General features: G+C 59.4%; 12 protein-coding genes. 9 read left to right on the top strand and 3 right to left on the bottom strand.

The window, feature by feature from the left end:
- Positions 1-2,247, top strand: coding sequence for a methyltransferase domain-containing protein (locus OIM11_09070; GenBank protein ID HJJ01271.1), 2,247 nt, complete (start codon positions 1-3; stop codon positions 2,245-2,247).
- A gap of 205 nt (positions 2,248-2,452) precedes the next feature.
- Here OIM11_09070 and OIM11_09065 read toward each other — a convergent pair whose 3' ends face one another.
- On the bottom strand, positions 2,453-3,682 hold the full coding sequence (locus OIM11_09065) for a helix-turn-helix domain-containing protein (protein HJJ01270.1): 1,230 nt from the start codon (positions 3,680-3,682) through the stop codon (positions 2,453-2,455).
- 282 nt (positions 3,683-3,964) lie between these two features.
- Here OIM11_09065 and OIM11_09060 point away from each other — a divergent pair, with 282 nt between their 5' ends.
- From OIM11_09060 to OIM11_09050, 3 genes are read left to right on the top strand one after another with little or no spacing between them, the layout of a single operon-like run.
- On the top strand, positions 3,965-6,346 hold the full coding sequence (locus OIM11_09060; protein HJJ01269.1) for a molybdopterin-dependent oxidoreductase: 2,382 nt from the start codon (positions 3,965-3,967) through the stop codon (positions 6,344-6,346).
- Positions 6,347-6,348: 2 nt separating this feature from the next.
- The gene (locus tag OIM11_09055) at positions 6,349-6,711 is read left to right on the top strand and encodes a hypothetical protein (GenBank protein ID HJJ01268.1); all 363 of its coding nucleotides are present in this window, start codon (positions 6,349-6,351) and stop codon (positions 6,709-6,711) included.
- A 55-nt stretch (positions 6,712-6,766) separates the two neighbouring features.
- Positions 6,767-7,210: an FKBP-type peptidyl-prolyl cis-trans isomerase gene (locus tag OIM11_09050; GenBank protein ID HJJ01267.1), complete on the top strand. Its 444-nt coding sequence runs from the start codon at positions 6,767-6,769 to the stop codon at positions 7,208-7,210.
- 142 nt (positions 7,211-7,352) lie between these two features.
- On the opposite strand, the gene OIM11_09045 is transcribed toward OIM11_09050, so the two are convergent.
- Together OIM11_09045 and OIM11_09040 are read right to left on the bottom strand one after the other, a co-directional pair.
- Complete coding sequence (locus tag OIM11_09045) at positions 7,353-8,006, bottom strand: LysR family transcriptional regulator substrate-binding protein (GenBank protein ID HJJ01266.1); 654 nt, start codon at positions 8,004-8,006, stop codon at positions 7,353-7,355.
- Between the two features lie 18 nt (positions 8,007-8,024).
- Positions 8,025-9,368 carry an AMP-binding protein gene (locus tag OIM11_09040; protein ID HJJ01265.1) on the bottom strand — a complete coding sequence of 448 codons (1,344 nt, stop codon included), beginning with the start codon at positions 9,366-9,368 and terminating at the stop codon, positions 8,025-8,027.
- 160 nt (positions 9,369-9,528) lie between these two features.
- Between OIM11_09040 and OIM11_09035 the strand changes: the two genes are divergently transcribed.
- The 5 genes from OIM11_09035 to gap all read left to right on the top strand — a co-directional run bounded on the left by OIM11_09035 (position 9,529) and on the right by gap (position 15,372).
- Positions 9,529-10,455: a LysR family transcriptional regulator gene (locus OIM11_09035; protein HJJ01264.1), complete on the top strand. Its 927-nt coding sequence runs from the start codon at positions 9,529-9,531 to the stop codon at positions 10,453-10,455.
- Between the two features lie 49 nt (positions 10,456-10,504).
- Complete coding sequence (locus tag OIM11_09030; GenBank protein ID HJJ01263.1) at positions 10,505-11,740, top strand: glutamate-cysteine ligase family protein; 1,236 nt, start codon at positions 10,505-10,507, stop codon at positions 11,738-11,740.
- A 1-nt stretch (position 11,741) separates the two neighbouring features.
- A complete protein-coding gene (obgE, locus tag OIM11_09025) occupies positions 11,742-13,151 on the top strand; it encodes a GTPase ObgE (protein HJJ01262.1) in 1,410 nt (469 codons plus the stop codon).
- Between the two features lie 3 nt (positions 13,152-13,154).
- Complete coding sequence (gene proB, locus OIM11_09020) at positions 13,155-14,225, top strand: glutamate 5-kinase (protein ID HJJ01261.1); 1,071 nt, start codon at positions 13,155-13,157, stop codon at positions 14,223-14,225.
- Between the two features lie 142 nt (positions 14,226-14,367).
- A complete protein-coding gene (gene gap / locus OIM11_09015; GenBank protein ID HJJ01260.1) occupies positions 14,368-15,372 on the top strand; it encodes a type I glyceraldehyde-3-phosphate dehydrogenase in 1,005 nt (334 codons plus the stop codon).
- Positions 15,373-15,381 lie beyond the last annotated feature (9 nt).

The raw sequence follows: 15,381 nt of genomic DNA, 5'->3' as shown, positions 1-15,381 counted from the left end.
ATGAACATTGCCGACGCAAAGGAACAGATTAAGGACTCCGTCGAGGCCTACCTTCTCAAGGATGACGCGGGAATGTACAAGATCAACCCCGCGCGCCAACGGCCAATCTTCCTCATTGGCGCACCGGGCATTGGCAAGACCGCCATCATGGAGCAGATTGCCCAGGAACTCCAGATCGGCATCGTTTCGTACTCCATGACGCATCACACGCGTCAAAGCGCGCTGGGTCTGCCGCGCATCGTGCATAACGAGTTCGAGGGCTTCGAGTACGACTCCTCCGAGTACACGATGAGCGAGATCGTCTCGTCCATCTACGATTACATGAGCGAGACAGGCCTGCATGCGGGCATCCTGTTCCTCGACGAGATCAACTGCGTCTCCGAGACGCTATATCCTTCGATGCTCCAGTTCCTGCAGTTCAAGACTTTTGGACGTCATCGCATTCCGCATGATTGGATCATCGTCTGTGCGGGAAACCCGCCTGAGTACAACAAGTCGGTACATGAATTCGACATCGTTACGCTCGACCGCTTACGCGAAATCGAGGTCGAGCCTGAGTATGCCGCATGGAAGCGCTACGCCACGCAGAAGGGCATACATCCGGCGGTAACGACCTTCCTCGAGGCCAAGCCCGACTGCTTCTACCTCGTGCAGTCCAAGCCCGGTGGTGGCAAGAGCTTCGTCACCGCACGCGGTTGGGAGGATTTGGCCGAGGCCATCGCGCTCTACGAGGAAATGGGCAAGCCGATCAGCCGCGATCTTATCGGACAGTTCCTGCGCGACGACGACATCGCCGATAGCTTCTCGGTGTACTACAACCTCTTCGACAAGTACCGCTCTGACTACCAGATCATGAGCATTCTCGCCGGCGAGGCGGGACTCGATATCATTAACCGTGCGCGTGGTGCCGAGTTTGATGAGCGCGTGGCGTTGCTAGGCCTCATGCTCGATGCAGTCTCTACGTCGTGTGCGCATGCCCTTGAGCAGGAGGAGGTCGTCATCGAGCTGCGCGACATCCTGCGCGATGCCAAGCCGAGATTGCTCGAAGGGGCAGTGGTGGATGATACCGTTGGAGTCGTCATCTCGGCGCGCGAGCAGAGCTTGGCGCGCAAGGTTGCTTCCGGCACTGCCAAGCCGAGCTTCGAGCGCAAGGAGGGTCTCGTCATCGCCAAGCTCAAACGCCTCGTGGAGCAGTGCAGACTTGCGGGTACGGTGGCTGGCGAGGATGCCTTCGCGACCATCAGCGATGCGTACCGCGATGAGGTCAACGCAATCGATCCGCTCGTCAAGACGGCGGACACGCAGATGACCAATGCGATCAAGTTCATCGAGGAGGCCTGGGGCAACGGACGCGAGATGCTCGTTGCGATCGCCGAGATTACGACGCGCCAAACGACCACTCAGTTCATCGCTCACTATGGCAATGAGGAGTATTACGCGCACAATGACGAGCTCCAGGTTGATGAACATCGCCGTAGCCTCGCTGAGCGCGTGCGTACGCTCGACATCAACGCCGAGGAGGCCATGCAGCCGGGCGAGACTGCCGCGACGGGTGGCCAGACGATCGCCGAGTACTACGGCGGCAAGCAGTTCGAGTATGGCTTTGCGTCCATGAGCAAGATGACCCTGCCCGATGCTGCGCAGCTCAAGGGCAAGACCGTGCTCGACGTGGCGTGCAGGCGTGGCAAGGGTTGTTTCAAGTTCAGCGCGAAGGTGGGCGGTACGGGTCACGTCATCGGCGTCGACTGGTCGCCGAGCTACATCGAGGAGGCCATTGTCGATTCCGAGAAGGCGTGGCGCAAGAACGGCCTCAAGGCCAATAACATGAGCTTCAAGGTTGCCTACCCCGAGGACCTCATGCAGGCTGGCATCGGGGAGGGCACGGTCGACGTCGTCTACATCAACAACGTTATGACCTTGCTCTACAACCAGGGCAAAGCACTTGAGGAGTTCTACCGTGTGCTCAAACCGGGCGGATTGCTCATCTGCGAGACGATCGTCTCCGACGTCACGCGCGACGATGCGGTGGTCGAGGCGGCGCGCGGCATCGGCAATAGCATCCAAGCGGCACGTACCGAAGATCTGCTGCGTAGCCAGATGGAGGCCGCGGGATTCGCGGATGTCGAGGTCGTCGACTCGTATTCGGTCGAAGCCGATCGTGGCTTCACCTCGAGCACGGTGGTCGAGACTGTTCCCACCACCGAAACGGTCCGCTTCGAGGCCGTCGCCCTCAACGCCCGCAAATAGCCCCGCTGTCATTTCGAGCGGAGCGAAGCGGAGTCGAGAAATCTCTTCGTTCCGCGGCTGCACTCCGCTGTCATTTCGAGCAGAATGGCGAGATTCCTCCGCTTCGGGGCCCCATGGCCTCTCCGGTCGGAATGACAATAACGCCCCTTGTCATTTCGAGCGGAGGCGCGCAGCGCCGTAGTCGAGAAATCTCGCCCTTTCTCGCCTATTCCGGCTGACGAGGCGATATCTTCGAGAGCCTGATTGCATGCGTTGCCAAACGCAGCGCTGCGCGCGTATTGGGGTCATCGAGATCCATGCCCGTTATCTGCTTGATCTTACGCAGCTTGTCGAATGCTGTCGTGCGCGAGCAATATTCTGCCGCAACCGTGGGCTTCATCTGGAAGTCATGCTCGATATAGCTATCGAGGAAGTGCAGCAGTGAACCCGCGCGCGCCTGGCCATGCTCGTAATTGCGCAGGCGACTGTACCCTGGTGGAAACAGCGTCGTCGGTGGGCACGTCTCCAATAGGTGCAGCGCCACGAAATCAAGGAAGCGGTCGTGAAAGATCGACACGTCCTCGTCGGCGCTCAACGCGATGCTCATCTGCACGGCTGACTTGGCCTGCTGGCCGTAGTAGTAGAGATCCTGCAGCTCGCTGAATGGATTGCTCGCCCCAACGTGCGCTTCTTTTGAGAGCGTGTGCAGGCGAGCGGCGATCTCGGATGCCGCCTCGCGATACCCCATCTTGGCATGCGTGAGATTCACGACGACGACTAGATACTCCTCTTGAGGCAAATACACATGCGCAGGCGCCTTGTCCGTCACCTCGGGTTGAATGGTTGCGAGCATTGAGCGAAACGCCCCGTCGGGAATTGTGCTCGTTACGCAAAGGTACTCATCGAGCAGATCCCAACCCCAATCGGCAATGGCGTCCTCGAGCAGTTGCCACGAGGTTATGTTGCGATGCAGCAGCAAGTTAAGTTGCTCGGCCAAGGCGCTCGGATCGGCATCCTGCGTCGGTTCATCATGCAGGCAATAGCGCAAGAGTGCAGCCGCACGGCGCATCGCCTCCTCGTCGCCACGCTCAACAGCATCGGCAAGGTTCGTAAAGCCGTCCGCATACCAGGCGCTGGCCTCGGCGCAGTCTTTGAGGGCACGATCAAAGTCACTTTCCGGTGCATCGAGTATCAGGACGTTGAGCGCTTCGCATGCAAGCAGGTCTTCTTCATCAGGAATGCCCACACACAATAGGTTGGTGCCATCCTTAGCTCGGGACGCGCAACTTGCAAGCTCGTTTGCGCGCATGGCATACAAGGCGGTGGCATCATCAAGCGGCAGAGCGCCAGCAGGCGTCACATAGCGAATCTGCCTGCTCCCTTCCGCATTGCGCACATGTGCAGACGCATGCCATTGTGCAAGGTCGCCTGCCAGTATCTCCATGCTCAGGAACATACCATCTCATTTCACTTATTCCGTACGATTGGTACGGAATCGAACGCACGGGCTCTCGGTAGAATTATAGCTATCACCTGGAAATACCCGTAGACACTTGTACTCGGAGGCAGGAAAATGTTGTCTAATCCGTACTCTGAGTACGGGTCTCATCGCAACTGGCCGCAGCGTTCGGGTCTGTCCAGCCATACGGCACCACGCGATAGCTTTTCGGCACCCCTTCACGCTCATATGCTTGCGTTATGGCGAATCATTGTGCATTTCGAGCGAGAGGAGCAGGACATGGCGTTAAGAAAGACCGCGTCACCAGCTGTCAAGCTGGACAGTCTCTCTGACGTGAACGACCTGGGTAAGCCCTGGAGATTCACAGATGAGGACACGGGGCTAACCGTTACGAGGAGCTGCGTGTGGTCGCCGCCGGGTTGTCATCCGGTTGGCTGTGGTCTCAAGCTCTATACCGACGAGAACGGGCGTCTCGTCAAGGTCGAAGGAGACGAGAACCATCCCGTCACCCAGGGGCGCCTCTGCGTACGCTGCATTGCGCTGAAGGACTACGAGTACAACAACTCCCGCATTCTGCATCCGATGAAGCGTGATCGCGACAAGCGCGGGCAGGCAGACGCGTGGGAGGAGATTACCTGGGACGAGGCGCTCGATCTCATCGAGAAGCGCTACACCGAGATCACGAGCAAGTACGGCAAGGAAAGCTTCGTGAACTTCGGAGGCACTGGGCGCGAAGGCGGCGTCTCGTGCATGACCTACACTGCGATGGTGTGGCAAACGCCCAACGCCTGCTATACGCAGTCAGGGTACGCGTGTTATTTCCCGCGTCTGGCCGCTGGCACCATGTCTGCTGGCTTAGTCTACCCCGAGATGGACTACGCGGGTTGTCTGCCTGGCCGCTATGAGGATCCCGAGTACCACATCCCCGAGGCAGTCGTGCTGTGGGGCAAGGTGCCCACGGTATCGAATCCGGACGGTGCGTTTGGTCATGCGGTTATCGACCTCATGAAGCGTGGCAGCAAGCTCATTATGGTCGACTCGCGCGTCAACTGGCTCACGACGCGCGCGGCCTATCACCTGCAATTGCGCCCCGGCACCGACACGGCCATTGCCATGGCGATGCTCGACGTGATAATCCGCGAGGGTCTCTACGACCATGAGTTCGTTGAGAAGTGGTGTTACGGCTTCGAGCAGCTCGCCGAGCGTGTTGCCACCATGCCGCCCGAGAAGGCTGCCGAGATCTGCGGCGTTCCCGCCGAGGACATCATCGGAGCGGCGCGCATGTACGCCAACGCCGAGGCCGCCACGATTCAGTGGGGTCTTGCGACCGACCAGAAAACCAACGGCATGCAGCAGGCGCAGTGCATCATCGCCCTCATGGCCATCACGGGCAACATCGACCGTCCCGGCGGTCAGATAACCACAGGCGGCGCTGTCGCGCTCGACGCCGACACCGAGGAAGACGACGAGTACATGCCCTACATGGCACTTGACGACGACGAGCTGCGCGCCAAGATGATAGGCCTCAAGGAGTACCCGGCATACTGCGGCATGAGCCAGAACTCGCACGCCGACCTCACGCTACGCTGCATGGAGACCGATGATCCGTATCCTCTGCGCATCGGCGCCTTTGCGGGCAACAACCTGCTTGCCTGCACGTCGGCCGAGCCCAAGCGTTGGGAAGCGGCCATCAACCGCTCACTCGAGTTCGTCATCGGATTCGACTGCTTCATGACGCCGTCCATCCAGGCAGTCTGCGACATCGTCTTGCCGCTGGCCACGGTCGTCGAGCGCGACAGCACGGTGGCTGCCGCATATGGATCGGCGCCCCTGTACTTCGGCACGCAGAACAAATGCGTTGACGAGGGCGATTGCCGCGGTGATCTCGAGCTGCTCTACATCCTCGGCAAGCGTCTCAACCCCAAGCGCTTCGAGGAGTTTGATAGCTACTATGACCTGTTGCAATTCCTGCGCTTTGGTAAGAGCCGCACGTTCGAGGAACTGCGCGAGCAGGTGTGCATCCAGAGCAAGAACGAGTATTACAAGTACGAGAAGGGCTTGATGCGTCCTGACGGCGCACCTGGCTTCAATACGCCGACCGGCCGCGTCGAGCTCTATAACCTTGGGTTTCAGCAGTTCGGCGACGACCCGCTTCCGTACTACGAAGAACCCGATTTCAGCCCCATCAGCACGCCGGAGCTCCTGAAAGACTATCCGTTCGTGCTCACGACCGGTGCGCGCACCTACGCGTTCTTCCACTCGGAGCATCGCCAGATTCCTCGCCTGCGCGAGTTGAACCCCAATCCGCTCGTGGAGATTAATCCCGAGACAGCCAAGAAGCTTGGCATCGTCGATGGGCAATGGTGCCGTGTGTACAACCAGTTTGGCGAGGCCTATCTCAAGGCGAAGCTGACGGTGTCCGTGAAGCCTGATGTGATTCATGCGCAGCACGGCTGGTGGTTCCCGGAGGAGGACGGTAATGCGCCGCATAACTACGGTGTATACCGCTCCAACATCAACAATCTCATCCCGAATTTCCATGTCGGCAAGCTGGGCTTCGGCGCACCGTTCAAATGCATGCTCTGCAATATCGAAGGCACGGATGAGAACTTTGATACGGACATGCAGCTTATCCAGGATAAATTCGGGGAGTTGAGGTAGTCATGGAAGCAATGGGACTGCTTATCGATTACGAACTATGCACGGGTTGTCAATCATGCGAGGTGTCATGCAAGGAAGAGCACGATTACCCCGTGGGCAAATGGGGTATCCGTGTGTTTGATGATGGCCCATGGGAGATTGAGCCCGGCCACTACAACTGGAACAAGATTCCGGTGCCGACGGATCTGTGCGACTTGTGCATCGATCGCACGAGCCGCGGTCGAGAGCCCATTTGCGTGCATCACTGTCTTGCCAACGTGATGTATTACGGACCAGTCACCGAGCTTGCGCAGAAGATGGACGGACAGCGACGTCAGGTCATTTTCACGCCGGTCTACAAACCATACGAAAAGCTGAGAGACTAGAAACGAAGACGGAGTGTCGTTGAAAGGGGCGCTCCGTCTCTGCAAGGAGGTCTTTATGACGCTTCCTAATATCGAGCGGTCAGGGAAGACGGCGCACGTGCGTTATCGAGGTGGTGTACAGGGGCAACCTCCCGAGGATGTCTGCTGGGATGAGCCCACGACCATTCGCATGGGTGTGGGTGAGGTCATACGCGGCATCGACGAGGCACTCTATGACATGGAGATTGGCGAGATGCGCACCGTCGTAATCGAGCCCGAGAAAGCCTACGGAGAGCATGATCCGGCTGGCGTGCAGCGATTTTTGCGCCGCGACTTTCCCAATGGTGACGACATCTACGAAGGTTTCGTGGGCAGTTGGGTCAATCCGGTATCTCAGCGTAGGATTCCGGCCATCTGCACGAAGGCGACAGAGGACTTCATCCAAGTCGACTTCAACCATCCCTTTGCCGGCAAGACGCTCGAGTACGAAATCGAGCTGCTTGGAATAAGCGACGATTGATCTCCCCTGTCATCTCGAGCGAAGCGAGAGATCTCTCCGTTCCGCGGCCTGGCGGCTGTTCCAGTCGAGATGACAGGAGCATCAAAAAAGGGGTGGCCCTTAGGGGCCACCCCTGTGCGACTGCCGAGTCTGAGAGTCGCTTTTAGAACTTCGCGTACTTCTTGAGGTTGCTTTCGAGCTTCTCGATGAACTTCCTGGCCGTATCGGAAAGCTCCGCGCCCTTCTTCACGATGTAGCCCAGGTGCAGCGTCACGTCCGTGTCGAGGCGTACCGTGGCCAGTGATGATCCATCGGAGATGCCGACGAGGATGCCGCTCGTCACCGTGTAGCCGTTGAGCGCGACGATGAGTTCGGAGAGCGAGGCGCGGTCCGTGCAGGCGATGCTCTTGTGGCGCTTCTCGTCCGCGAGGGCCTCTTCGGCGAAATAGACCGGAGCATCCTCCTCCTGCTCGAAGTAGATGTACGGGAAATCCTCGAGCTGATCGAGTGTGAGCGATTCGGCGTTCACGAACGGGTGGCTCTTGGGAAGCGCGACACGAGGGGTCGATTCGATGAGCTCGACGAATTCAACGCCTGCCTCCGCGAAGGCCTCCTCGAGCCCGTCTTTCGAGCGCGTCGTCTCGACGAGCACGCCGATCTCGCTCTCGCCATTCGCGACGTCTTCGATGACGCGCCTGGTCGTGCGGTCACGCAGCGCGTACTCGTAATCATCACCGCCCAGCGAAAGCACGAGGCTTGCGAAGGATTGAACATCGAACAGGTAGTGCTGTCCGGAGATTGCGAATTTCTTGGTCATGATGTCTCCTTTGCCTTCCTACGCGTTCTGGTTGCGCTCGTCGATGAAGCGCTTGGCCTTGTGCTCGCTCGAGGTGCCGAGCTTGTCGGTGTCGAACACGAGCACCTTTGCCGGACGTACGCCCGTATGGGTCTTGAGTTCGTTCTCGACGCGCTTGGCGATCTCATCGTACGCCTCGTCGGAGCCAAACGCACGCTCGACGGAGACTTCGTAACGCGTCGTGTAGTTCTCGTCGTAGACGCGGATGAGGTACTCGCCTGACAAGCCCTTGTCGTTGCGGACGATGTATTCGATATCGCTCGGGAACACGTTGACGGCGCTCACGATGAACATCTCGTCCTTGCGGCCCTGGATGTAGATGCGGGTCATGGTACGGCCGCACTCGCAGGTCTCGCGGTTGACGTGGCCGATGTCGCCGCTGCGGAAGCGGATCATCGGACGCGCGCGTTTCTTGAGCGTGGTGTAGACGATTTCACCGCGCTCGCCATCGGGCAGGACCTCGCCCGTAACGGGATCGACGACCTCGACGAGAATCTGGTCCTCGATGATGTGCAGGCCGTCCTTGGCGTCGCACATGGCGGCGCAGGCGCCGTAGATGTCGGAGAGGCCGAAGAAGTCGTAGACGCTCGCGTCCCAGATCTCCTCGATGGCTTTGCGCGTCGACTCGATGGAGCCGCCGGGCTCGCCGGATATGATGATGTGCTTGAGCGAGGCGAAGTCCGTCTTGGGGTCGTAACCCTTCTCGATGGCCTTTTGGCCGAGCTGCCAGGCATAGGAGGGCGACGACCAGAAGAACGTGGGCTGGTACTGCTTCATGGCCCACAGCAGGCGGTCGCTCGGGACGGCACCAACCCAGATGCCGAGCGCGCCGAGCTCCTGGGCGCCGATGACGCACGGGCCGCCGACATAGAGCGCGAAGTTCATGCCGTGCAGGTAACGATCGTTGGGACGCATGCCTGCCTGCCAGAACAGGCGGCTCTCGGCCTTCATGAAGTCCTCGAAGTCACCCTGCGTGAACGGGCTCATCGTGGGAACGCCGGTCGATCCCGATGAGGTCGCCATGTAGACGACGTCGTCTTCGGGTACGCCGCACAGCTCGCCAAAGAAGCTGCCGACACCTTGCGTGTCACGCTCGGTTTGCTTGTTGATGAAGGGGAACTTCTGCAGGTCGGCGAGGGTCTCGATCTCGGGCGAGACGCCGGCCTCGTCCCAGGCGCGCTTGTAATAGGGGCAGTTGTCGTAGGCGAATTTCAGCTCGTCTTTGAGATAGCCAAGCTGCAACTCCTCAAGCTGCTCGCGCGGCATGGTCTCGATCTCTTTGTCGTAGTACTCCTGGTCATATGGAACGTTCTTCTTTGCCATGCCGAGCTCCTTTCGTGTGGTATCGGTCTTGCTCTCGGATAGACGTCCGCTATTTCACCACTCTTCGACTTCGTTGCATAGAGTTTTGCCCATGCGTAGTTTCGATACCTTGCTATTGATAAAATAGATTGATAAGCAATATATACGATTGAAGGAAACCATGACCCTCCAACAGCTTCGTTATCTCATCGCAATTGCCGAGACCGGATCCATGAGCGCAGCGGCCAAGCACATGTACGCATCCCAATCGAATCTTTCGATTGCCGTCAAGGAACTCGAGCGCGAGTTTGGCATCGAGATATTCACGCGTACCAATCGTGGTGTGGCACTCACCAACGAGGGAAACGAACTGCTTGCCTACGCGCGACAAATCGTCGAGCAGGCAAACATGCTCGAGGAGCATTACGCGAGCAAGAGCCACGAGGCGCGCTTCTCGGTTTCGACACAGCATTACGCGTTCTGCGTCCGCGCATTCATCGACACGGTGGATAGCTGCGATGACGAGGAATACGACTTCATCATGCGCGAGGCGGCGACTGGCGAGATTATTGATGACGTGCGCACGCATCGCTCTGACATTGGTATTCTCTACATTGACCGACACAATGCGCGCGTGCTGCGCAGCGCCTTCGAAGATGCCCAGCTCGTGTTCACGCCGCTCTTTGAGGCACCCGTCAACGTGTTCGTGGGCGAGCACCATCCACTGGCGCATCGTGAGATGCTCACGCTCGATGAGTTGGAAGATTACCCGCGCTATTCGTTCGAGCAGGGTGTCGCCAACTCCTTCTTCTTCTCGGAAGAACCGCTCTCCGAGGTGCCGCACAAGCGCAAGATTCGCATTTCCGATCGCGCGACGCTCACGAGTCTGCTCACTGACTTCGATGGCTACACGCTTTCGACGGGCATACTCACGCCCGAGATGCAGGACGGCATCGTCTCCATTCCGCTTGATACTGATATCACCATGACTGTGGGATATCTCATCCATAGGGATCGTGTGCTCGACGGTCTGCTCGCGTCTTACATCGACAACCTGCGTGCCGTCATCAAGAGCAATCCGCTCGTTGCGAGGTATCTGGGTGAGTGAGTTGCGGTACCATATCGGGTTAACTACAACGTCAACGAATGAGGCTGTCATGAGCGACCAATTCGACAATCGCGAGTTAATCATCGAGTACCTCGAATCGGGGTGCAAGGGCGGTGACATGGGCTACATCGGTGTCGAGATCGAGCAGTTCGTGCTCGACGAGGACGGCGATCGCGTACCCTACATCGAGAAGCACGGCCGTCTGGGCGTGCGCGACATTCTCGAGCAGTTAAGTCCGTACTATTCCGAGGTCGTGCGCAACGAGGAGGGCGATATCCTGTCACTGTTCCGCCTCGATTCCAACGTGACCATTGAGCCTGCGGCACAGCTTGAGGTCTCCATATCGCCTATGCTCTCGCTAGCAGACGTCGAGCACGAGTACGACAACTTCGCCTTGCGCATGAAGCAGATCCTCAGGCCCTTCGACTACACGCTCGTCCCACTGGGCTACGACCCCAAGAATCATGCGGCAGACCTTCCCATCATCCCCAAGCCGCGCTATCACTTCATGGACGAGTACTTCTCGAAGCTACCTGGCATGCACGCCGAGCGCATGATGCGCGCGACCACCTCCATGCAGGTTTCCATTGACTTCGCGAACGAGGCCGACGCCGTGCGCAAGCTGCGCATCGCCACTTTGCTTGGTCCCGTCTTCTCATATCTGCTCGATAACGTTCCCGTCTTCGAAGGCGAGCCCAACTCTACGCCGCTTCGTCGCATGAAGGTGTGGCGTGAGGTCGATCCTGCTCGTTGCGGTGCCATTCCGGGCCTCTTCGACGAGGGATTCGGCTTTGCCGCCTACGCGGATTGGCTGCTCTCCGTTCCGCCTATCTTCATCACGCGCCCTGACGTGCATTCCACGGGAACGATGACCGCGGCCGAAGCCTATGCGGATGCGCCTATGGACAAGGCCGATATCGAGCACCTGTTCAGCATGGTGTGGCCAGACGTGCGCCTCAAGCGCTACGTCGAGATTCGTCAGGGCGACTCGGTGCCCTTCGACGTTGCGCTCGGATATGCCGCGCTCATCAAGGGCATTTTCTATGGCGAGACCAATCTCGACATCATTGAACGCGCGCTCGGAGTGGGCGAGGATGGCATTTGGCCCTATACCGAGCAAAGTGTCGAAGATGCCATCGATGCTGTGATTACCGATGAGCTCGATGCCGTGATCTATGGCCGTACGCTCGAGAGCTGGATTGGGCTGCTCTTCCAGATTGCACCCGATGGCCTGGGCGTCGAAGCGGATTATCTCGAACCGCTCATGGACTTCAAGGGGATCTAACATGGCGGGAACCTTCACCGATCAGGTTCGCATACAGGTCAAATCTGGCAACGGCGGTGCCGGATGCACCTCGTTTCGTCGCGAGGCCCATGTTCCCAAGGGTGGTCCTGACGGCGGCGATGGTGGCCGCGGTGGCGACATCATCATCGTTGCGGATGCCACGGTTTCCACGCTCATCGACTATCGCTACAAGCACCATTTCAAGGCGCAGAAGGGCACGCATGGGCAGGGCAAGCGCATGCACGGCGCAAACGGCGAGGACCTCATCCTCAAAGTGCCCGTGGGCACGGTCGTGCGCCTGCTCGATGAGGATTTGGAGCCATGCGAGGAAATCGCCGACCTCACCCATAACGGCGAGCGCGTCATCGTCGCCAAGGGTGGCCGTGGTGGCCGTGGCAACACGCACTTCGTCACGCCCACGAGGCGCGCCCCGTCGTTCTCCGAGCTGGGCGAGCCGACCGAGCCGTTCTGGATCGAGCTCGAGATGAAGCTCATGGCAGATGCCGCGCTTGTGGGCATGCCATCGGTGGGCAAGAGCTCGCTCATCGCCTGCATGTCGGCTGCGCGTCCCAAGATCGCTGATTATCCGTTCACCACGCTCACACCCAATCTGGGCATGGTGCGCTACGGCGACCTGAGCTTCACGGTGGCAGACGTCCCCGGTCTCATCGAAGGTGCCGCCGAGGGCAAGGGCCTGGGTCACGAGTTCCTGCGTCATGTCGAGCGCACGGCCCTCATCTTGCACGTCGTCGATTTGACGGGCGGCCTCGAGGGACGCGATCCGGTCGAGGATTACGAGATCATCAAACGCGAGCTGGCTCTGTACGCCCCCGAGCTCGCCGATCGCCCCGTCATCGTCGTGGGCAACAAGGTCGACGTGCCCGGGACCGAGGAGAATCTCGAGCGCCTGCGCGCGCACGTGAAGGCCGAGAGCGAGGAGCTCTCCGAGCGTCTGCTCGACGACGGCATAGACATTCCCAATCCCATCCCGTTTTTCGCGGTGAGTGCCGTAACGCAAACGGGCATCGACTCGCTCATCGCGGCAACCGCGACCGAGGTCCATCGCTTGCGTGAGCAAGCGGCCGAAGACCCAATGCCCGAGTACGACCAGATTTGGGAGCACAAGCGCCTCGAGCGCGATCGCGCCATCGAGGTCGAGGAAGAGGAGCCGCATGCATGGCGTGTGCACGGCAAGGGCGTCGAGCGCATGGTCGTCCAGACCGAGTGGGACAACGACGAGGCCGTCGCCTTCCTGCAGCGCCGCATGGAGCGTGCTGGTGTCGAGCGCGCGCTTACCGCAGCGGGGGCGCATGCCGGCGACGAGGTGCGCATCATGGACATCGCCTTCGAGTTCGAGCCTGCGGGCTGGGGTGATGATGAGTTCGATAACATCATTGATCGAGAGGGCTAGGCGATGAAGCGCGTGGTAATCAAGATCGGTTCGTCCACCCTCGTGAAGGATGGCAAGGTTGATGCCGTCTTCGTGGGGCATCTTGCCTCCGAGTGCGCCAACCTCATGCATGACGAGGACATCCAACCCATCATCGTGTCTTCGGGATCTATCGCGTTGGGTCTCGAAGTGCTCGGCATTCACGGCGAACGCCCCGATGACATGCCCACCTTGCAGGCTGCTGCTTCCATCGGCCAGGTCGGCCTCATCCGCCAGTACACCGACACCTTCGCCTGCTTTGGCGTGACGGTGGGACAGATCCTCATGACGCGTGCGACCACCGGGCAGCGCGAATCGTACTTGCACGCACGCGACACGATCGAGCGTCTGCTCGAACTCGGCGTGGTGCCCATCATCAACGAAAACGACACCGTTGCCGTCGAAGAGATTCGCTTTGGCGACAACGACACGCTCGCGGCCATGGTCGCGACATCCATCAACGCCGACCTTGTGGTGCTGCTCAGCGACATCGACGGCCTGTACACGGCCGATCCGCGTAAGAACGAGGACGCCGAGCTGCTCAACACCGTGAGCAAGATGAGCGAGGAGATCGAGAATGGTGCCGGTGGCGTTGGCAGCCGCAGCGGTTCGGGCGGCATGCTCACCAAGATTGCCGCTGCGCGCGTGCTCATGGCGGCGGGCATTCCCATGGTCATCTGCGAGGGCCATCGTCGCGGAGCAATCACCGATGCGGTTCACGGGCGTCAGGTCGGCACGACGTTCTTCGACGAGAGCTCGAACGGTCTTGCGGCGCGCAAGTCGTGGATTGCACTCGGTGGCAAGGTGAAGGGTCGCGTTGCCTGCGACGATGGCGCCTGCAATGCGCTGCTCAACCACGGCGGCTCGCTGCTGCCCGTGGGCATTGCATCGCTCGAAGGCTGCTTCGACGCAGGCGATCCGGTCGACGTCGTCGATTTGCAGGGACGCATCATTGGTCGCGGACTTGCCGGGTATGGCGCCGACGAGCTTTCGGAACTGCTTGGGAAGCACGGTGCCCGCGAGTTCATCAATCGAGACGAGCTCGTCATCTTCTAAATGAGACAAATGGACAGGTCATTTGTCCCACTATCAACCGGTGCCCGTTCATTATCCCGCCTGCCGAACGATTGCGGCGAGACCAAAGTAGCACCGTTATACTTATGTCGTTATGTAACCTTTCAGGGAAGGTGAATCTGGAATGTCTCTCAAAATCGGCATCAATGGTTTTGGCCGCATCGGTCGTCTGGTCTTCCGTCTTGCAGAGCTTGATCCGGACGTCGAAGTCGTCGCCATCAACAACCCGAGTGACCTCGAGTGCGCGGCGTATCTGACCAAGTACGATTCCAGCCAAGGCCGTGTCTTCGAGGAGTGCTATGCCAAGGAGGGCGCGCTCGTCGTCGAAGGCCACGAGATCAAGGCGTTCCAGACGCGCGAACCCAAGGAGCTCGATTGGGGTGCCGTGGGCGCCGAGGTCGTCATCGAGTCCACGGGTCGCCTCAAGACCGGCGAGGCCTGCCAAGTGCACCTCGATAACGGCGCCAAAAAGGTCGTCATCTCCGCTCCGGGCACGGACGTGGACGCCACCATCGTCATGGGTGTCAACCAGGACGTCTACGACCCGGCAACGATGAACATCGTCTCCAATGCGTCATGCACCACCAACTGCCTTGCCCCGTTTGCCAAGGTCCTCAATGATTCCTTTGGCATCAAGCGCGGTCTGATGAACACCATCCACGCATACACCAACGACCAGAAGATCCTCGACGTGCATCACAAGGACTTCCGCCGTTCGCGTGCTGCTGCCCTTTCCATGATTCCCACCTCCACGGGTGCCGCTAAGGCTGTCGGCCTGGTGCTTCCGAGCCTGCAAGGCAAGCTCGACGGCTTCGCGACCCGCGTTCCCACCCCGACGGGCTCGATGGTCGACCTTACGGCCGAGCTCGAGAAGGATGTCACGGTCGACGAGATCAACGCCGCCATGAAGGCTGCTGCCGAAGGCCCGATGAAGGGCATTCTCGAGTACTGCGTCGACCCCATCGTCAGCTGCGACATCATCGGCGACCTGCATTCCTCGATTTTCGACTCCAAGCTCACCAAGGTGCTTGGCGGCGAGGGTAACTTCGTGAAGTGCATTTCCTGGTATGACAATGAGATGGGCTACTCCGCACGTTGCATCGATCTTGCCAAGTTCTTGGTGGCGTAAGTGCCGAAT

It is taken from the genome of Coriobacteriaceae bacterium, from assembly GCA_025992705.1.
Taxonomy (GTDB): domain Bacteria; phylum Actinomycetota; class Coriobacteriia; order Coriobacteriales; family QAMH01; genus QAMH01.
This window is presented reverse-complemented; position numbering and strand designations above follow the sequence as displayed.